Annotated in this window: 17 protein-coding genes and 1 tRNA gene; 4 read left to right on the forward strand and 14 right to left on the reverse strand. The window is 30.9% G+C overall.

Features of this window, described 5'->3' with window-relative positions:
- Positions 1-203: 203 nt before the first annotated feature.
- Positions 204-1,757, forward strand: a complete 1,554-nt coding sequence (locus tag ACTG3V_RS07220; RefSeq protein WP_439131482.1) for a recombinase family protein — start codon at positions 204-206, stop codon at positions 1,755-1,757.
- Here the strand turns inward: ACTG3V_RS07220 and ACTG3V_RS07225 are convergent.
- Positions 1,723-1,796: transfer RNA gene (locus ACTG3V_RS07225), tRNA-Asn, on the reverse strand. The two genes, ACTG3V_RS07220 and ACTG3V_RS07225, sit on opposite strands and share 35 nt — an antisense overlap.
- Positions 1,797-1,982: 186 nt before the next feature.
- On the opposite strand from ACTG3V_RS07225, the gene ACTG3V_RS07230 reads away from it, so the two are divergent.
- Positions 1,983-4,712 carry a 2-oxoglutarate dehydrogenase E1 component gene (locus ACTG3V_RS07230; protein ID WP_439131483.1) on the forward strand — a complete coding sequence of 910 codons (2,730 nt, stop codon included), beginning with the start codon at positions 1,983-1,985 and terminating at the stop codon, positions 4,710-4,712.
- A gap of 32 nt (positions 4,713-4,744) precedes the next feature.
- Positions 4,745-5,959: a 2-oxoglutarate dehydrogenase complex dihydrolipoyllysine-residue succinyltransferase gene (gene odhB / locus ACTG3V_RS07235; protein ID WP_439131484.1), complete on the forward strand. Its 1,215-nt coding sequence runs from the start codon at positions 4,745-4,747 to the stop codon at positions 5,957-5,959.
- A 193-nt stretch (positions 5,960-6,152) separates the two neighbouring features.
- Here the strand turns inward: odhB and ACTG3V_RS07240 are convergent, their stop codons facing one another.
- The 4 genes from ACTG3V_RS07240 to ACTG3V_RS07255 form a co-directional block, all read right to left on the reverse strand.
- Entirely contained in the window at positions 6,153-7,343 is a 1,191-nt protein-coding gene (locus ACTG3V_RS07240; protein WP_439131485.1) for a DUF1501 domain-containing protein, read from the reverse strand.
- A 10-nt stretch (positions 7,344-7,353) separates the two neighbouring features.
- On the reverse strand, positions 7,354-8,745 hold the full coding sequence (locus tag ACTG3V_RS07245) for a DUF1800 domain-containing protein (protein WP_439131486.1): 1,392 nt from the start codon (positions 8,743-8,745) through the stop codon (positions 7,354-7,356).
- A 142-nt stretch (positions 8,746-8,887) separates the two neighbouring features.
- Entirely contained in the window at positions 8,888-9,556 is a 669-nt protein-coding gene (locus ACTG3V_RS07250; protein WP_439131487.1) for a bifunctional 4-hydroxy-2-oxoglutarate aldolase/2-dehydro-3-deoxy-phosphogluconate aldolase, read from the reverse strand.
- 84 nt (positions 9,557-9,640) lie between these two features.
- Entirely contained in the window at positions 9,641-10,687 is a 1,047-nt protein-coding gene (locus tag ACTG3V_RS07255) for a PfkB family carbohydrate kinase (RefSeq protein ID WP_439131488.1), read from the reverse strand.
- A 150-nt stretch (positions 10,688-10,837) separates the two neighbouring features.
- On the opposite strand from ACTG3V_RS07255, the gene ACTG3V_RS07260 reads away from it, so the two are divergent.
- Positions 10,838-11,866, forward strand: coding sequence for a LacI family DNA-binding transcriptional regulator (locus ACTG3V_RS07260; RefSeq protein WP_439131489.1), 1,029 nt, complete (start codon positions 10,838-10,840; stop codon positions 11,864-11,866).
- 260 nt (positions 11,867-12,126) lie between these two features.
- On the opposite strand, the gene ACTG3V_RS07265 is transcribed toward ACTG3V_RS07260, so the two are convergent.
- The 9 genes from ACTG3V_RS07265 to ACTG3V_RS07305 form a co-directional block, all read right to left on the reverse strand.
- Entirely contained in the window at positions 12,127-12,630 is a 504-nt protein-coding gene (locus ACTG3V_RS07265; RefSeq protein ID WP_439131490.1) for a transposase, read from the reverse strand.
- Positions 12,631-12,720: 90 nt separating this feature from the next.
- The gene (locus ACTG3V_RS07270; protein WP_439131491.1) at positions 12,721-13,485 is read right to left on the reverse strand and encodes a transposase; all 765 of its coding nucleotides are present in this window, start codon (positions 13,483-13,485) and stop codon (positions 12,721-12,723) included.
- Positions 13,486-13,798: 313 nt separating this feature from the next.
- On the reverse strand, positions 13,799-14,500 hold the full coding sequence (locus tag ACTG3V_RS07275; protein ID WP_439131492.1) for a LytR/AlgR family response regulator transcription factor: 702 nt from the start codon (positions 14,498-14,500) through the stop codon (positions 13,799-13,801).
- A 23-nt stretch (positions 14,501-14,523) separates the two neighbouring features.
- Positions 14,524-14,835, reverse strand: coding sequence for an Hpt domain-containing protein (locus ACTG3V_RS07280; protein ID WP_439131493.1), 312 nt, complete (start codon positions 14,833-14,835; stop codon positions 14,524-14,526).
- Between the two features lie 37 nt (positions 14,836-14,872).
- A complete protein-coding gene (locus tag ACTG3V_RS07285; protein ID WP_439131494.1) occupies positions 14,873-15,277 on the reverse strand; it encodes a response regulator in 405 nt (134 codons plus the stop codon).
- A gap of 117 nt (positions 15,278-15,394) precedes the next feature.
- Positions 15,395-15,844, reverse strand: coding sequence for an Lrp/AsnC ligand binding domain-containing protein (locus ACTG3V_RS07290; protein ID WP_439131495.1), 450 nt, complete (start codon positions 15,842-15,844; stop codon positions 15,395-15,397).
- A gap of 89 nt (positions 15,845-15,933) precedes the next feature.
- A complete protein-coding gene (gene accC, locus ACTG3V_RS07295) occupies positions 15,934-17,274 on the reverse strand; it encodes an acetyl-CoA carboxylase biotin carboxylase subunit (RefSeq protein ID WP_439131496.1) in 1,341 nt (446 codons plus the stop codon).
- A gap of 69 nt (positions 17,275-17,343) precedes the next feature.
- On the reverse strand, positions 17,344-17,820 hold the full coding sequence (accB, locus tag ACTG3V_RS07300; RefSeq protein ID WP_439131497.1) for an acetyl-CoA carboxylase biotin carboxyl carrier protein: 477 nt from the start codon (positions 17,818-17,820) through the stop codon (positions 17,344-17,346).
- Positions 17,821-17,847: 27 nt separating this feature from the next.
- The gene (locus ACTG3V_RS07305) at positions 17,848-18,843 is read right to left on the reverse strand and encodes a beta-ketoacyl-ACP synthase III (RefSeq protein ID WP_439131498.1); all 996 of its coding nucleotides are present in this window, start codon (positions 18,841-18,843) and stop codon (positions 17,848-17,850) included.
- Between the last annotated feature and the right edge of the window lie 170 nt (positions 18,844-19,013).

The following is a 19,013-nucleotide window of genomic DNA, read 5'->3' on the forward strand; positions in this document are numbered from 1 at the left end:
ATTAAACACATTTAAAGCATAATAAATCAAATAAATTATTATTTATTTGCTATTTATGTTTATATTTGAATTATAATTATGTGTTATAAGCAATTTAATATAAATAATGAGGTCAAAGAACCTCAAGAGCAATATCAAGCTTTAAAAACAAAGTTAAGATTTTTTGCTCAACTAGAGTATGAACGCTATTTGATGAAGAAAAAATGCAAAACGCAATAATCTATACACGAGTTTCTACAGATGAACAGGCAAGCAAAGGATACAGTTTGCCTCATCAAAAGAACGTGTTAGAATTATATTGCGCACATAAAGATATTAATATCCTTAAACACTACAAGGAAGACTATTCTGCTAAGAATTTTGACAGACCCGCTTTCAACCGATTACTTACTTATGTAAAAGCCAATAGAAAAACGATTGACTATCTATTATTCACAAGATGGGATCGATTTAGTAGAAACCAAGAAGAAGCATATAGAGTTATAAGAGAATTCAGAAATTTAGGAATTTCTGTAAATTCGATAGAGCAACCTCTAGATTTATCTCAACCCGATTCAAAAGTAATGTTGGCCGTTTATTTAGTTATTCCAGAGGTAGAAAATGATAAAAATAGTATTCGTACAAAAGAAGGAATGCGAAGAGCAATGAAAGAAGGATGCTTCACAGGAATTGCTCCAGCAGGTTATTTGAATCATAGAACTAAAGAGGGGAAGTCAACCCTTAAGAAAAATGACAGCATTGCTCCTTTAATCAAAAAAGCATATAAAGATTATGCTGATGGAATTTTATCATCAGAAGAGGTAAGAAAGAAATATTACCATCAAGGGTTAAAAATAGGAAAACAAAGTATGCTGAACATTCTTAAAAATCCTACTTACATTGGTAAGATACTTATTAAGGAATGGAAAAAGGAAGATGAAATGATTGTAGAGGGTTTGCACCCACCAATTATTGATGAAAGAACCTTCTATAAAGTGCAAAGAAGATTTAAAGGAAATCTAAAAGAACCGATTCATAAGTTTTCTGAAATAGATGAAGAATTGCCATTAAGAGGATTTTTAGAATGTAGCAATTGTGGGAGGTCTATAACAGGAAGTGCATCAAAGGGAAGAAATGGAGTAAGGCATTTCTATTATCATTGTCAGCCCAAATGCAAGGAGCGATATAAAGCACAAGAGGTAAATGAATTATTCGAAAGCTTATTAAAAGAGTTTCATATTAAAGATGATGTAAAGAAACTGTATAAAGAAATTCTAAACAAAGAATTTAAAGGAGATAAAGACAATAGAGAAGTGCGATTAAAGGATATCAAAAGGGAAGTGAACACACTAAACATTAGAAAAGATTCTATAGAAGAAAAGTTTTTCGATAATATTATTGACTTATCTACCTATAAGAATATGAAGTCAAAAACACAGGAAAAACTTAATGATTTAAATGAAGAATTTGAAAGCTTAATGAAGCTAGAAAAAGATATTGATAAGTATCTTAAGTTAGGAATTTCATTTCTTCATGGAATAGATAAATTATACATATCATCCCCAGCAAATATTAAGAAAAAAATTGTTGGTTCGATATTTCCTGAAAAACTGATTTTTTTGAAAACAAAGTATCGAACCGCTTCTTTGAATGAACTCATTGCCATAATCGTTAGTAAACATAGGGGTTTCCGAAGATTGGAAATAAAAAAACCTCGCCATTTTGGCGAGGTGTCTAAGAAAGCTCCCCCTCTTGGGCTCGAACCAAGGACCCTCTGATTAACAGTCAGATGCTCTAACCAACTGAGCTAAGGAGGAGTTTGCTTCTCCTATTTGAGTTTAGCGAGTGCAAATATATATATTTTTGTAATATCGCCAAATACTTTTTTAATTTTTTTTCAATAAAAAGTTTATTGTTATAATTAAATTTTAAAAGTTGTTTAACAACTAAAAATTGTATTTTTGCTTCCTTTAATTGCTTACACAAAAGGCAAAGATTAAATTATGGATAAATTTTCGTTTTTAAACGCAGCACATACAGGCTTTATTGCAGATTTATATGATAAATATCTTGTGAATCCAGATGCCATTGAGCCAAGTTGGAGAAGTTTTTTTCAAGGTTATGATTTAGCTAATGAAAACTACTCACTAACTGATGAAGAAGAGACTATCGAAATACCTCAAGAAGTTAGAAAAGAATTTTTGGTAATCGATTTAATTAATGGATATAGGTCTAGAGGTCACTTATTTACAAAAACTAACCCAGTTAGAGCAAGAAGACAATACGAGCCTACTTTAGATATCGAAAATTTTGGCCTTTCCGAAAACGATTTAGATAAAGAATTTTCGGCAGGTGAAATTCTTGGTCTTGGAAAAACGACACTGGCTAAAATTATCGAAAAATTAAAACGCATTTATTGTGATTCTATAGGTGTAGAATATACGTACATGCGTAATCCTAAAAAAGTAAAATGGTGGCAAGACCGTTTAAATAAAAACGACAACCACCCTACTTATAGTGCTGATGCCAAAAAATACATCTTTGGTAAATTAAATCAAGCTGTGACTTTTGAGAGTTTTTTGCAAACAAAATATGTAGGGCAAAAACGATTTTCTTTAGAAGGTGGTGAAACTTTAATACCTGGAATTGCAGTAATGCTAAGAAATGCTGCTGAAGATTTTGGTGTTAAAGAATGTGTTTTAGGAATGGCACACAGAGGTCGTTTAAACACTTTAGTTAATATCTTTAAAAAACCTGTTAGGGAACTATTTAGTGAATTTGAAGGAAAAGATTTCGAAGATGAAGACATTGATGGTGATGTAAAATACCATTTAGGGCTAACTTTAAGTAAAACGTTTAGAAATGGAAATGAAATCAAAATGAACTTGGTTCCAAATCCATCTCACTTAGAAACAGTTGCATCTGTTGCTGAAGGTATTACTAGGGCAAAAATTGATAGAAAATACAATGGAGACTCTAGTAAAATATTACCAATTGTAATTCATGGTGATGCTGCAATTGCAGGTCAAGGTATTGCTTATGAAGTAGTTCAAATGGCAAAATTAAATGGTTATAAAACTGGTGGAACTGTACATATTGTAGTAAATAACCAAATTGGTTTTACAACTAATTATTTAGATGCACGTTCAAGTACCTATTGTACAGATGTTGGTAAAGTTACATTATCGCCTGTTTTACACGTAAATGCAGATGACACTGAAGCTGTTTGTCATGCCATGGAAATGGCTTTAGAATTTAGAATGCGCTTTAAAACAGATATTTTTATTGATTTATTGGGATATCGTAAATACGGTCATAATGAAGGTGATGAACCTCGTTTTACACAACCAACATTATATAAGGCAATATCTAAACATAAAAACCCAAAAGACATTTATGCCTCTCAATTAATTTCTGAAGGATCAATTGAAAATAGCTATGTAAAAGAAATTACGAGTGAATTCAAAGAAATGTTAAACTCTGAATTCGATAAATCTAAAGAAGATGAAACCTCTAAAGTAACCGAGTTTATGAAATCTACTTGGGAAGGCTTTGAGCGCCAAGACCAAGCAGCAATGCTAACGCCTTTAGATACTACCTACCCTTTAGAGAATTTAAAAAACATTGCAAAAGTAGTCTCTACAGTTCCAGAAGGTGCAAATTTTGTAAGAAAAGCAGAACGTATTTTGCAAGCAAGAGCTAAAATGGCTTTTGAAACCAATCAATTAGATTGGGGTATGGCAGAAAACTTAGCTTATGGTTCTTTAATGGAGGAAGGATATAATGTTCGTATTTCTGGACAAGATGTAGAAAGAGGAACATTTTCTCACAGACATGCTATTTTAAGAGACGAAGTTACTGAAGAGAGAATAAATTTATTAAACACCAACCCAAACAACAAAGGTAAAATGACGATTTACAACTCGTTATTATCAGAATATGGTGTTTTAGGTTTCGATTATGGTTATGCAATGGGTAACCCAAATACACTAACCATTTGGGAAGCACAATTTGGTGATTTTTCTAACGGCGCTCAAATCATGTTTGATCAATACATTTCTGCAGCCGAGGATAAATGGAAAGTGCAAAACGGAATTGTTGTATTGTTACCTCATGGATATGAAGGTCAAGGATCTGAACATTCATCAGCAAGAATAGAACGTTATTTACAATTATGTGCTGAAGATAATATGACTGTTGCGAATTGTACAACTCCAGCCAATTTTTATCATTTATTACGTCGTCAAATGAAACGTGATTATAGAAAACCATTAATTGTATTTACACCAAAAAGTTTATTACGTCATACAAAAGCCGTAAATGCTATTGAGGAATTAGCCACTGGTGAATTTCAAGAGGTTATTGATGACACTGTAAACAAAGAAGGCGTTACAAAAATGGTATTCTGTATGGGTAAATTTTATTACGATTTATTAGCAGAAAGAGAAGAATTGAAAAGAGAAGATGTTGCATTGATTAGAATTGAGCAATTATTCCCACTTCACAAAGAAAAGATTCAAAAAATTATTGATAAATATCCAAATGTAGAAGAATATGTTTGGGCACAAGAAGAACCAAGAAATATGGGAGCTTGGAGTTATATGCTGCAACGTTTTGAGTTGAAAAACTTAAGTGTACGTTCTCGTAATTACTATGCTGTTCCTGCTGCTGGTTCAAGTACACGTTTTAAAAAGCGTCATAAGGCAGTTATAGATAGCGTTTTTAATAGTTAAGATTATAAAATTTCAGAATAAAAATAGAAAACATGAGTGTTTTAGAAATGAAAGTTCCTTCTCCAGGAGAATCAATTACAGAAGTAGAAATTGCAACTTGGTTAGTTGAAGATGGAGATTACGTTGAAAAAGATCAACCAATAGCAGAAGTAGATTCTGATAAAGCAACTTTAGAGTTGCCTGCTGAAGAGAGTGGAATTATCACCTTAAAAGCTGAAGAAGGCGATGCTGTAGAAGTTGGTGCTGTAGTTTGTTTAATTGATATGGATGCTGCAAAACCAGAAGGTGATGATAGCGCTGCAAAAGAGGAAACTCCAAAAGAAGAAAAGAAAGCAGAAACTTCTACTGCTCCTAAAGCAGATACTTACGCTACAGGAACTGCTTCACCTGCTGCTAAAAAAGTATTATCAGAAAAAGGTATACCTGCATCAGCTGTTAAAGGAACAGGCAAAGATGGTAGAATAACCAAAGACGATGCAGTAAAAGCTGTACCTTCTATGGGAACTCAACCTGCAAATGGTTCTCGTGGAACTGAGCGTAAGAAAATGTCTATGCTACGTAGAAAAGTAGCTGAACGTTTGGTTTCTGTTAAAAATGAAACTGCAATGTTAACTACATTTAATGAGGTTAATATGCAACCAATTTTTGATTTAAGATCTCAATATAAAGAGGCTTTTAAAGCAAAACACGGAGTTGGTTTAGGCTTTATGTCTTTCTTTACATTAGCTGTGGTTAGAGCCCTAAAAATGTATCCAGATGTAAACTCAATGATTGATGGAGATTTTCAAATAAAACATGATTTTCAAGATATTTCTATTGCAGTTTCAGGTCCTAAAGGATTAATGGTACCAGTAATTAGAAATGCAGAAAATTTATCTTTTAGAGGCGTAGAAAGCGAAGTAAAACGCTTGGCTTTACGTGCAAGAGATGGACAAATTACGGTTGATGAAATGACTGGAGGAACTTTTACGATTACCAATGGTGGTGTTTTTGGTTCTATGTTATCAACTCCTATAATCAATCCTCCACAAAGTGGAATTTTAGGAATGCACAATATTGTAAACAGACCAATGGCTGTTAATGGTGGTATTGTAATTCAACCGATTATGTATGTGGCATTATCTTACGATCATAGAATTGTAGATGGTCGTGAATCTGTAGGTTTTTTAGTGGCTGTTAAAGAAGCTTTAGAAAATCCTGTAGAATTATTGATGGATGGAAATCCAGAAAGAGCATTAGAAATGTAGCCAAAATTTGGTAAAATAAATAAAAAAATCCTGAGCAAAAGCTCAGGATTTTTTTGTTGATCAGAATTTAACCTTTTTTTTAAGCTAAACATATTTTCAGCATTATTAACTTTTTTCTAATGAATTGCCATAAATAAGTGTGATAAAATTATCGCTTTCACCAACCTTGAAATATCCACTTTAATAGAAATCACTATATAAAATGCAACTTACTAAAAGACTTATTGAGAATAGTAGCATCATCAACTTGCAACCATTTGTCTAAAATAGTAGCATAAACAGACCTAAAATCTACAGTGTGAATCAAATCTCCATTGTCATCCAAATTCAATAAATTTGGTGCATCATTATAAAAACCCTTTTTGTTTAAGTTTTCACCAATTAAAAAGAGATTATTTGCAGCTCCATGATCTGTACCTCCTGCAGCATTTTGTTGCACTCTTCTACCAAATTCAGAAAAAGTAAGAATTAATGTATCTTTAAACGTACCGTTTTTCTTTAAATCATTTACAAAAACCTCTATGGATTCGCTATAAGTTTTTAACAAACGATTCTGTTTGTTTGCTTGATTAGCATGTGTGTCAAAACCGCCCATTGATACATAAAACACTTTACTATCTACATTAGAATTAATGAATTCTGCTGTAGTTTTTAATTGACCACTAAATGGGTTTTTAGGGTATTCTAAATCGCTTTTATACGTTTTTGAAGTTTCATAAATATATTTGGCAGATGAGTTTGCTTCAATCATCGTTTTATACAAATACCCTAAATTATGTTCACTCAAGTGCTCATCTGTTTGATGTTTTAACACTTTACTAAAAAAGGGAGTTCTGGTGTTATTATATAATAATTTTGCGTTTTTAGTTGCAATTCCGTTCATGTGTTCACCTTTCATAATAAGCGATAAACTATCATCTAACTCAATGCCATTGTAAGGATGTTTGCCATATTTTTCTATATACCTCCCTACCCAACCAGAAGTTATTGTTTCGTTGGCACTACTTGCAGTGTGCCAAATATCTGTAGATCTAAAATGAGATCTATTAGGATTCGGATACCCAACATTATTAATAATCGATAAATAACCTTGATCGTATAAATTTTGTAAGGGTGCTAAATTTTGATGAAAACCTAAATCATCAGTAATTTTTAAGACCTTATTTTTAGGGATAGAAAGTTTTGGTCTGCTTTTATAATACACATCATTACTATAAGGTATAATAGTATTTAAACCATCATTACCACCAGATAATTGAATAATAACTAGCTTTTTATGTTGAAAATTACCTTTTGAAACCTGCTCAAAAGCTTTTACAAAATTTGGCACAAAAAACAAGCTACTTGCTAATGTACTTTGCTTTAAAAAATCTCTTCTTTTCATCATTATAAGATTAACAAAGTTGATATTCTGGAATAGACATAAGTTGAACACAAAAATTTCTATTCGATTTTACTTCTAAATTTTGTAGATAGCCATTGGTGTCTTCATCTAAAGGAGATGCAATTAGTAATTTCGTTAATTCTTTTGCATTTGCGTTACCATAATGCTTCTCAAAAGTTTCCCAATCTTTGGTAGTTTTAATATACCTACCATACTTTTTAGTGTTTTCGTAATATTTATCAAAGGTATCTTCAAAACTTCCTTTTTCTTCTAAGTTGATAATTGCATTATTTAACAACAATGAAGGTAGCTTCATTCTAAACATTAATGTATTAGAATCTATCCAACTTTTACCACCTTTCCAACCTGCAACATTTTCTGGATATAACAATACTTGCCCCATCATTTTTTGAAGATAATTTAATTGTTTAGGTTTATTAAATGTTAACGGAACCACATTATTTAAACCAACTATCAATTCAATTGGAGATTTTATTTTTACCCCTATGTTTTCATCTGCATAAAACCAATTAGCTGTAAAAATGTAGTGCATTACATTACCAATATCATAATCTTTGTAAAAAATAGTGGTAATTTCTTCTAATCGTTTATCGTCTATCTTAGGATTCACAAAATACTTGTAAATTTTAGTACAAATAAATCGAGCACATTGTTTTTGATCTAAAATAATGTCTATAATGTCATCTCCATCAAAATTTCCTGTTTTACCTAAAAAGGTTTTTTCGCCAAAATCATGTCGTTTATTTCTTAAAAAGAAGTCACCATTTTTCTTAAAAGACCAACCTGTAAAAGCTCTTGCAGCTTCTTTAACATCTTGTTCAGTATAATTGCCAACACCTAAAGTAAATAACTCCATTAACTCTCTAGCAAAATTCTCGTTAGGTTTTGCTTTTACATTCTTATTATTGTTTAAGTATTTACTCATAGATGGCTCTTTGGCAACTGCCTTTACAAATTCTCTAAAATTACCTAAAGCGTGTTTTCTTAACGTATTATTGTATTGTTGAATAAAAAAAACTTGATTGTCTCTACACACAAAAACATTGGCCCAAAAAAGAGTCATTTTTTCTCTTAATTTTGCATTTGGAGATTGTAACCTATCAATCCAAGTATAATTTAAGACTCTTACTTTTTTTTGAAGTTGATTTCTAAGTTTTTGCAATTCTGGTTCTGTAAGCTCTCTCTTTAATTCTTTATAAGATTTATTTTTGTATTGAAGCAAGTCTCCAAAATCTAATTCTAAAGGGCTATTTTGTTTTGAGTCTTTAAACAAAATAGACACATTCTGTTTTCTTGATTTTTTTTCTAGTTTCTTTAATTCAGAAATATGAATTCCGAAACTTGCTCGCCTATACAAATGTTGAATGTGTTCTTGCTTCATAAGTAGTTAATTTACACTGCTTAGACTAAAGCTACAAACAAAGGTTTAAATAAAGGTAGATTTATATTTTTTTGGATTTATTGCAAAAAAAAACTCCAGCATATACTGGAGTCTTCTTCGTTTTAAATAATTCAAATTCTAACTAGTTCTTTAAATCTTTTATAATATTTAAAGCATTTCTAGTCATTTCTTCAATTTTATTATAGTCAAAATTGCCATCAGCATCTTTTGCCATTAGTTTAGATCCCATACCTACACAAGTAACACCAGCAGCAAACCAAGCAGATAAATTCTCTTTGGTTGGTGAAACACCACCAGTTGGCATTATTGAGGTCCATTGTTGAGGTCCTTTAATTCCTTTTACAAATTGAGGTCCATAGATATCACCAGGAAACAACTTTACAATTTCACATCCTAATTCTTCTGCTCTTGTAATTTCTGTTAAAGTTCCACATCCAGGAGACCATAAAACTTTTCTCCTGTTACATACAATTGCAATATCTTCTCTTAAAACTGGTGTAACAATAAAGTTTGCTCCTAAAGCCATATACATAGAAGCTTGTGCAGCATCTGTTACAGAACCAACACCCATTACCATTCCTGGTAATTCTGCTATAGCATATTTTGTTAACTCTCCAAAAACTTCGTGAGCAAAATCGCCACGTGCTGTAAATTCTAAAAGTCTTGCACCACCATCATAACATGCTTTTAAAACTTTTTTACTTACTTCTATATCTTTATGAAAAAATAAAGGAACCATTCCTGTATCTTTCATTATTTGTGCTACTTCTATTCTTGTAAATTGTGCCATTTTAAAATGTTTATTTGTTTAATCGTGTAATTGTTTTAGTGTGAAACGCTTAAACATTTACACAGTTTGAACAATTAAAGCTAATTAACGCGCTACACGTCCAGAAGCATCACCTCCCATTAATTTTTCTACTTCAGATACAGTTACCAAGTTTGCATCACCTTTAATAGTGTGTTTTAAGCAAGAAGCTGCAACTGCAAAGTCTAATGCGTTTTGGTCATCTTCTGGGTATTTTAACAATCCGTAGATTAAACCTCCCATAAAAGAATCTCCACCACCAACTCTATCTACAATATCTGTAATTTGATACTGACGTGTTTGGTATAAAGTTTTTCCATCATATAATACACCAGCCCAAGTATTGTGAGAAGCAGAAATAGAACCTCTTAAAGTTGTAATTACTTTTTTAGCTCTTGGAAATTTTTCCATCATTTGCTCACAAACCGATAAAAATGCTTCTGCTTTTACGTTATGTCCTTCTGTTTGTACAGAAATACCAGCTGGTTTAATTCCAAAATGCATTTCTGCATCTTCTTCATTTCCTAAAACAATATCACAGTAAGAAGTTAATTCTGTCATTACTTTTTCTCTATGTGCATCATCACAATATTTCCAAAGTTTTGCTCTATAGTTTAAATCTGTTGAGATTGTAATTCCTTTTTCGCTAGCTGCTTTTACAGCTTCTAAGCAAACATCTGCAGAACCTTGAGAAATTGCAGGAGTAATCCCTGTCCAATGAAACCATTCTACACCTTCAAAAACAGTGTCCCAATCTATCATTCCAGATTCTATTTCAGCAATTGCAGAGTGCGCTCTATCATATACTACTTTAGATCCTCTTGATACTGCTCCTGTTTCTAAAAAGTAAATCCCTAAACGATCTCCACCCCAAACAATTTTATCAACACCAACACCTCTTTTACGCATTTCCATCATTGCACATTCCCCAATATCGTTTTTTGGCAAACGTGTTACGAAATCAACATCAACACCATAATTTGCTAAAGAAACTGCTACGTTAGACTCTCCTCCACCATAAATGGCATCAAAATTATTTGCTTGTGAAAATCTTAAAAATCCTTGAGGAGCTAATCTTAACATGATTTCTCCAAATGTAACTACTTTACTCATCTTAATACTTATATTATTAATTTACACTTATTAGTTAAACGTTTAACCAAATTGTTAAAATAAAATCAAAACTACTGATTAACATTTAGTTTTGACTATTAAAAATAAGAATGTATCTTTGTTTAAACGATTAAGCAAATATATAAAAATTTGGCAAAAAAAAACAGAACTACCATAAAAGATATTGCAAACGTGTTAAATATCTCTGCTGCTGCTGTTTCTAAAGCACTCCATAATGATGATAGAATAAGTGAAAAAACCAAAATTGCAGTAAAACAAGTTGCCAAAAATTTAAATTACCAACCTAATCATTTAGCAAGTGCTTTGCGTAGTGGAAGAAGTAATTTAGTTGGTGTTATTGTACCAAAAACAAATAGTAATTTCTTTTCTGCAACTATACATAATATAGAAGAAGTTTTAAATGAAAAAGGGTATAATATAATCATTACACAATCTAACGAGTCTTTTGAAAAAGAATGTAAAAATATAGATGCGCTTTTATATACTCAAGTTGATGGAATCATTGCTTCTATGGCAAATGAAACCATAGACTTAGCCTATTATGAAAAAATTAAGGAAGCAGGGATTCCATTAATCACTTTTGATAGAGGTGAAAATGATTTAAATGTTGATTATATAGGAATTGACGATTACAATAGTAGTCATGTAATTGTAAATCATTTAGTAGCTCAAGGTTGTCAAAGAATTGCTCACATAGGGGGTTATAAGCATACCAGAATTTACAATAATAGAATTAGAGGTTACATTGATGCTCTAAAAAAAAACAATTTACCTGTAACTGAAGAATTGCTAATTGAAAGTAATCTTAGTATTGACGATGGAAGAGCAAAAATGCTTGAATTATTAGCTTTAAAAGATAAACCTGATGCTGTTTATGTTGCTGGAGACTATGCTGCGTTAGGAGCCTTACAAGTGCTAAATGAAAAAGGAATTAAGATTCCTGATGAAATTGCTTTAGTTGGTTTTGGTGATGAACCTTTTGCTAAAATGGTAACACCTACTATGACAAGTGTTAACCAACATAGTTATAAAATTGGAAAAATTGCTGCAGAAACATTTTTGGGTTACACCAACAAAAAGAAGGTAAAACAAACGTTAAATAAAATTATTTTAGAGGCAGAGTTGATTGTTAGAGAATCGTCCTTAAAAATAAAATAAAAACGCTTTCTTTCATTTTTTATACAGTTCTTGCACAAAGATCTTTATGTAATGGTATTTTCTGCTGAAATAAAGAATATAGACACATTCTTTATTTTTTTTAGGCACTTTCAGAAGTATCTTAGAAAATATGATTAGAATTTTAAAAAGCTAAAGAAAACTGATTTTTTTCTAGCTTTTTTATTTTTTAAGAGTAATTTTTCTCACTTAAATATAAAGAAGGCATAACTATCCCCCTCTTTTGTAGTTTCAGTAGTAAATTAAGCTATATTTTGAAGATCTTTTTTTTGTATTCTTCTCCCAATTTCAAGGCAATTTGCAGTATGGATTCCAAAGAAAATCCAGAGAATTTCTGTCTTTTCTGTTTTTGCCTTTATTTTTTTTAAATGATAGTGCTCCTTTTCTTTGCCAAAGCTTCCCTCTAAACGTGTAGCTCTTTCTTTGGTTATTATTTTAGCTAACTTTAGTTGCTGTTTCCTATGTTTTGATGGTTTTCCCTTTGGTTTAAAATCAGTTTGTATCTTTTTAGAAGTAGCAAAAACTCTATTTTTATTTGTTGCATAAATTGCATCTGCACCTGCTATTTTGACTTTGGTTTTTGTTAACCTTTGTGCTTTGTAAATGGTGTTTTTAAATTGAGTGCCTTCATTAAAATTATCAAAACTAACTCGTTGAACAAAATTAATTCCATCGATTTGTAGTTTATTTACTTTTGCACCAAATTCTACTGATTTAATTTCTTTTCCCCTTACTATTGGTCTCAAATAATCTTTGTCTATACTTACGATTCTGTTTTTAGGTTTTTCTGCTGTAGTGAATAGTAAGGTTTGTTGCTTGCTAATTTTTTTAATTGTTTATCTTCGTTTGTAATAGTTGGGAGATATTTCAAAATCATATTGTTTTTCTAAACTATCTAAAATTTTGTTTAGTTTTTTTAATAAGTGTAATAGAGCTCTTGTTAATGGTGTTCGTTGCTTATTGGTTTTTCTTCGCATTTTGCTGTAACCAATATATCTTTTCTTCCATTTTAAATATTTGCTACGTGGCAATTTTAACTTTAATGCTTTACAAATTATTTTAAGCTGTTGATGATTCCAATGAACAGCTTCCCAAAGTAATTTTTGATTCGTTGGATAACGAACCTCACTTTCATAACAAGTAGCATCAGTTGTAATACTATTTTTATTTTCTATGTAATTAGACCAAAAATTAAATAATGTTTTCTCGGTCTTTTCTATGGATAAATTTTGAGCTAATTCACATCGTATTTGGCTCACAATTTTATAATTTGTTAAACGATGATGCCCTAAACTAATGTCACAGAAAAATTGATAATCGATATTACTATTCAATTGTTCAACTAACTTTTTATCTGAACAGCAAGCATAATGTTTTAAAAACATCAAGGCAATTTTACCTTTTGGACTAAAATAGTTTTTTGTCCCTTTAGAAAACTCCTTGATTTTAAAGGTCAATACCAAATCATCAAAAGGAATCGCTGTGTAAATTTTACCCAAATCACTAGATAAAAATCTATTAAAATAAAGATCGAAATTATCTGAAGGAGTTAAAAATGAAAATTTGTGTTGAAAGTCCGTTATTCTTTGTATTTTAGACATAGACAAGAAGATTAAAACCCCGTTTTTTGAGTGTACAGCTCATTTTCGGGGTTTGATTTTATCTAAAATACAACTTATTTAACTGATAAACAAGTGTTTATTTACTTCTGAAAGTGCCTTTTTAATTCTTAAGTATAAAACAAAAAAAAAAGCTAATTATAAAAATTAGCTTTCCTCTGTTATATTTATAAATCCCCCAACTTATAATTATTCTACAAAAATAGTTGTATTGTCTGTAATTTAATATTAAAATTCGATTATTGGTTTTTTACAATCGACGAATGACTTCAAAGTTTCGATGAATAGTTAAAAATTATAATAAATTTAACATTTTCATTAATTCACTTTTATTGGATCTACTTACTGGTACAACCTCTTTTTGAATTAAAACTGAATTGTCTTCTATATCAATAATCTCAGAAATATTTATAATGTAAGAGCGGTGCACTTTAAAAAACGTTTCTTTGGGTAATTTGTCTTCAATTTTCTTTAATGTAGAATGTACAATATAATTTTTTCCTTGTGTTTTTATGTTGATATAATCTCCTTTAGCCTCAATTAAATAAATATCTGGTATATTCACCTTTACTAATCTTCTATCTACATTCACATAAATAAATTCTGAGGTAGCTATTTTGGTGATTTTTTCATCTTTTAGTGGGGTAGATAAAGATTTAAGTCTCGATAAAGATTTATCAAACCTTTCTTTTGTTACAGGTTTCACCAAATAATCAACAACACTTTTATATTCAAAAGCTTCAAGTGCTAAATTTTTATCACTTGTTGTTAAAATTATTTTGGGTGGATTTTTAAGTGTTTCAATAAAATCAAAACCAGAAAAAGTAGGCATATGTATGTCTAAATACACCAAATCTACACTCGTTGTGTTGAGATACTTAATGGCTTCTATTGCTGATGAAAATTCATTAACAACATTTATATGTTCTGATTTAGCACAAAGTTTATCAATAATTAACCTTGATGTTGCATCATCATCTATAATTATACAATTCATATTCTTACAAAGAAGATTCTAATTTAGTATAAATATACGTGAATTTTATCTAAAACTTCAAGAAACTTTTGGTACAATTTAGTATTACCTTGTTTTAAGTCTTTTTCAAAATTAGCTGCTAGTTGTTCACCTTCTTGTAGCCCTAATAAACTAATTTTATGTTTTAATTTATGTACATTATTTGCAGACTCAAGAAAATCTTTATTTTCAAAACTTTTTAAAAATACGGCTACTTCTTTTGGAAACTCAATTTTAATAATCTCTAAAATACTATTTTTAAAATCGATATCGTTTCCAGAAATTTCTTTAATTACAGATAAATTTGGTTTTTCCACGGTAAGTATTCTTATAATAATTATAAACTGGTTTTTTTTATGCCAAATTGGCTTTACTCCAATAATCTAACAATGATGTTACTTTGTTTAAATAGTCTAAATATTTTAAAGGCTTTGAAAAATAACCAGAAACGCCTAATTTATAACACTTTTCTAAATCTAGAATATCTTCTGAGGTTGACATGATTACCACAGGAATCAATTTTGATTTTTGATAGGTATTTAATGACTCTAAAAATTCGAAACCATTCATTTTAGGCATATTGATGTCAGAAATTATCAAATCGAAAGTAAAATTTTCTTTTTGCAAAATATCTAAAGCTACACTACCATTGGTGGCTTCACAAACCGTATTGTGTACATTAATTTGTTTGCATGCCTTTTGAAATTTTAGCCTCTCAATTTTATCATCATCTACAAAAAGTATTGATAGTGATTTCATTTAATAAATTTAGTATTGAAGCAAAATTCACATAAAAATTCGGATTGTAGTATTTTATTTGATAATCAGTTTGCAGTACTCCTTAAATAGCAATATAGTATAGATAATTGGTAATTATTAAATAGTAATCTGTCTATCAACTTGTTGATCTAAAGAAATAAAAGTTTCTGTTCTAGAAACCCCTTTAATACTTTGAATATTTTTGTTTAAAAGATTCATTAAATCTTCGTTATTTTTACACATTATTTTAATAAAAATAGCATAATTTCCAGTAGTATAGTGGCTTTCTACTACCTCAGGGATATCTTGCAACCTTTTTATTGCTGATGAATACAAACTTGCTGAATCTAAAAAAATACCAACAAAAGCGGTAGTTGTATACCCTAAAGATTTAGGATTGATAATCATTTTATACCCATCAATTAGTTTCGATTTTTCTAGTTTTCGTAAACGTTGATGAATGGCTGCACCAGAAATACCCACTTCTCGTGCAATACTTAATACAGGTGTTCTTGCGTCTTTTACCAATCTTTTAATGATAATTTTATCAATTCCGTCAATTTTCATAAATATCCTATTTTGGTATAAAGATAAAAAAATAGAGAATACGAAAGGGTATTCTCTATTTTTATATTAACCTAAAACAATATATTGCTCTAAGAATTCATTTTAAAATCTTCCATAAACTTAGTGGTATAATTACCTGCCACATAATCTGGATGATCCATTAATTGCCTATGAAAAGGTATTGTAGTTTTAATTCCTTCAATCACAAACTCATCTAAAGCTCTTTTCATTTTATTAATAGCTTCTTCTCTTGTTTGTGCAGTTACAATTAACTTAGCAATCATAGAATCGTAATTTGGCGGAATCATATAACCTGCATACACATGTGTATCCATTCTAACTCCATGACCTCCAGGAGCATGAAATGTGTTTATTTTTCCAGGAGCTGGCCTAAAGTTATTATGAGGGTCTTCTGCATTAATTCTACACTCTATAGAGTGCAACTTTGGATAGTAATTTTTTCCAGAAATTGGTACACCTGCAGCTACTAAAATTTGCTCACGAATTAAGTCGTAATTTACAACCTCTTCAGTTATAGGATGCTCTACTTGAATTCTAGTATTCATTTCCATAAAGTAAAAATTCCTGTGTTTATCCACTAAAAATTCTACTGTACCTGCTCCTTCATATTTAATATATTCTGCGGCTTTTACTGCAGCATTACCCATATTTTCTCTCAATTCATCAGTCATAAAAGGAGAAGGCGTTTCTTCCGTTAACTTTTGATGACGTCTTTGTACAGAACAATCTCTCTCTGATAAATGACAAGCTTTTCCATAAGAATCTCCAACAATCTGAATTTCGATATGTCTTGGCTCTTCAATGAGTTTTTCCATATACATATCGTCATTTCCAAAGGCAGCTTTAGATTCTTGTCTTGCAGAATCCCAAGCTTCTTTTAAATCTTCTGGTTTCCAAACAGCACGCATTCCTTTACCTCCACCACCTGCAGAAGCTTTTAGCATAACTGGATAACCAGTTTCTACAGCTAATTTTTCACACTCTTCAAAGTTTTCAATAACCCCTTCAGAACCAGGCACACAGGGAACACCAGCAGCAATCATCGTAGATTTTGCGTTGGCTTTGTCTCCCATTTGGTCAATCATTTTACCAGTTGCTCCAATAAATTTAATGTTATGTTCTTCACATAAATTAGAAAATTTAGCATTTTCTGATAAAAAACCATATCCAGGATGTATAGCATCTGCATTTGTAATTTCAGCAGCAGCAATGATATTGGGCATTTTTAAGTAAGATTCGCTACTTGGTGCTGGTCCAATACAAACAGCTTCATCTGCAAAACGAACATGCAAACTCTCTTCGTCTGCCTTAGAATATACAGCAACTGTTTTTATGCCCATTTCTTTACAAGTTCTAATTACACGCAGTGCAATCTCACCTCTGTTGGCAATTAATATTTTTTTAAACATACTTTAAAAATTATGAATTATAAATTGTGAATTACGAGATTTGAATTCGTAATTCATAATTCGTAATTATTATGATGGATCTACTAAAAATAAAGGTTGATCAAATTCTACTGGAGAAGAATCATCTACTAAAACCTTAACGATTTTTCCTGAAACTTCTGATTCAATTTCGTTGAACAATTTCATTGCTTCTATAACACAAACAGTATCACCCGTTTTTATAGTTGAACCAACTTCTACAAAACTAGGTTTATCTGGTGCTGGTTTTCTATAAAATGTACCAATAATAGGAGACTTTACTTCAACTAATTTAGAATTATCAACCTCATTAGATTTTGTTGCTATTGGTTCTGATGCAACTGGTGCTGTTGGTACTGGAGCAGCTTGAGGGGCTGCTTGCATTGGTTGAGCTTGCACTATAGTGGTCTCTGTTTTGCCTGAACCAGTTCTAATGGTAATTTTAACATCTTCCATTTCTAGCTTTACCTCGCTAGCGCCAGATTTTGCTACAAATTTTATAAGATTTTGAATTTCTTTAATATCCATACCTATGATCGTTTAGTTAATTTATTTTTATGAATTATAAGCCCATTTTAAGTAAATAGCTCCCCAAGTGAAACCACCACCAAATGCAGCAAAAATTAAATTGTCTCCTTTTTTTAATTGATTTTCATAATCTGCTAATAAAAGTGGCAAAGTTGCTGAGGTTGTGTTTCCATATTTATGGATGTTCATCATTACTTTTTCTGGCCCAACACCAACTCTGTTGGCTGTTGCTTCTATAATTCTTTTATTTGCTTGATGTGGTACTAACCACTGAATATCGTTTTCTGTAAGTTGGTTTCTTGTAAGCATTTTTTCTGAAACATCTGCCATATTGGAAACTGCATATTTAAAAACAGTTCTTCCTTCTTGATAAACAAAATGTTTTTTGGCTTTTACAGTTTCTAAGGTTGGTGGCATTATAGAGCCTCCAGCTTCGATACGTAAAAAATCTCTTCCAATACCATCGCTTCTTAAATACTCGTCTTGCAAACCTAACCCTTCTTCATTAGGTTCAAATAATGCAGCACCAGCACCATCACCAAAAATAATACAGGTTGCTCTATCAGAATAATCGATGATTGATGACATTTTATCTGCACCAATTAATAAGATTTTTTTATATCTACCAGACTCTATGTAACTGGCAGCTGTAGACATTCCGTATAAAAAACTAGAACATGCAGCCTGTAAATCGTATGCAAACGAATTTTTTGCTCCAATTTCTGAAGCTACGTATGCAGCAGTAGAAGCCACCATTAAATCTGGTGTTGCAGTTGCCACAATAATCATGTCTATATCTTCTGCTTTTGTATTAGATTTTTGAAGTAATTCTTCAGCAGCTTTAATTGCCATATATGAAGTTCCTAAACCTTCTCCTTTAAGGATTCTTCTTTCTTTAATTCCTGTTCTTGAAGTAATCCAGTCATCATTAGTTTCTACAAGTGTTTCTAACTCTTTATTGGTTAGAATGTAATCAGGAACATATTTGCCTACTGCTGTAATTGCTGCAGAGATTTTTGTCATAATTAAAGTTTAATTTCTAAAGTTTAGAATAGTCAAAAGTAGTGAAAATTATTACATTGTTTTGAGTAAATATCATCAAAAGAGATAGTTTTAACTTAAAAAACGTAAAAAAACCCTCAATTTTGAGGGTTTTCGTATAATATGAAAAAGGTAATTTTTATACTTCTGCT

The organism is Polaribacter sp. (genome assembly GCF_965660385.1).
GTDB lineage: Bacteria > Bacteroidota > Bacteroidia > Flavobacteriales > Flavobacteriaceae > Polaribacter.

What these genes read in the sequence shown, in the direction of transcription:
- ACTG3V_RS07220 (WP_439131482.1), top strand. Translation starts at nt 204, where the DNA reads ATGCAAAACGCAATAATCTATACACGAGTTTCTACAGATGAACAGGCA.
- ACTG3V_RS07230 (WP_439131483.1), top strand. Translation starts at nt 1,983, where the DNA reads ATGGATAAATTTTCGTTTTTAAACGCAGCACATACAGGCTTTATTGCA.
- odhB (WP_439131484.1), top strand. Translation starts at nt 4,745, where the DNA reads ATGAGTGTTTTAGAAATGAAAGTTCCTTCTCCAGGAGAATCAATTACA.
- ACTG3V_RS07240 (WP_439131485.1), bottom strand. Translation starts at nt 7,343, where the DNA reads ATGAAAAGAAGAGATTTTTTAAAGCAAAGTACATTAGCAAGTAGCTTG.
- ACTG3V_RS07245 (WP_439131486.1), bottom strand. Translation starts at nt 8,745, where the DNA reads ATGAAGCAAGAACACATTCAACATTTGTATAGGCGAGCAAGTTTCGGA.
- ACTG3V_RS07250 (WP_439131487.1), bottom strand. Translation starts at nt 9,556, where the DNA reads ATGGCACAATTTACAAGAATAGAAGTAGCACAAATAATGAAAGATACA.
- ACTG3V_RS07255 (WP_439131488.1), bottom strand. Translation starts at nt 10,687, where the DNA reads ATGAGTAAAGTAGTTACATTTGGAGAAATCATGTTAAGATTAGCTCCT.
- ACTG3V_RS07270 (WP_439131491.1), bottom strand. Translation starts at nt 13,485, where the DNA reads ATGTCTAAAATACAAAGAATAACGGACTTTCAACACAAATTTTCATTT.
- ACTG3V_RS07275 (WP_439131492.1), bottom strand. Translation starts at nt 14,500, where the DNA reads ATGAATTGTATAATTATAGATGATGATGCAACATCAAGGTTAATTATT.
- ACTG3V_RS07285 (WP_439131494.1), bottom strand. Translation starts at nt 15,277, where the DNA reads ATGAAATCACTATCAATACTTTTTGTAGATGATGATAAAATTGAGAGG.
- ACTG3V_RS07290 (WP_439131495.1), bottom strand. Translation starts at nt 15,844, where the DNA reads ATGAAAATTGACGGAATTGATAAAATTATCATTAAAAGATTGGTAAAA.
- accC (WP_439131496.1), bottom strand. Translation starts at nt 17,274, where the DNA reads ATGTTTAAAAAAATATTAATTGCCAACAGAGGTGAGATTGCACTGCGT.
- accB (WP_439131497.1), bottom strand. Translation starts at nt 17,820, where the DNA reads ATGGATATTAAAGAAATTCAAAATCTTATAAAATTTGTAGCAAAATCT.
- ACTG3V_RS07305 (WP_439131498.1), bottom strand. Translation starts at nt 18,843, where the DNA reads ATGACAAAAATCTCTGCAGCAATTACAGCAGTAGGCAAATATGTTCCT.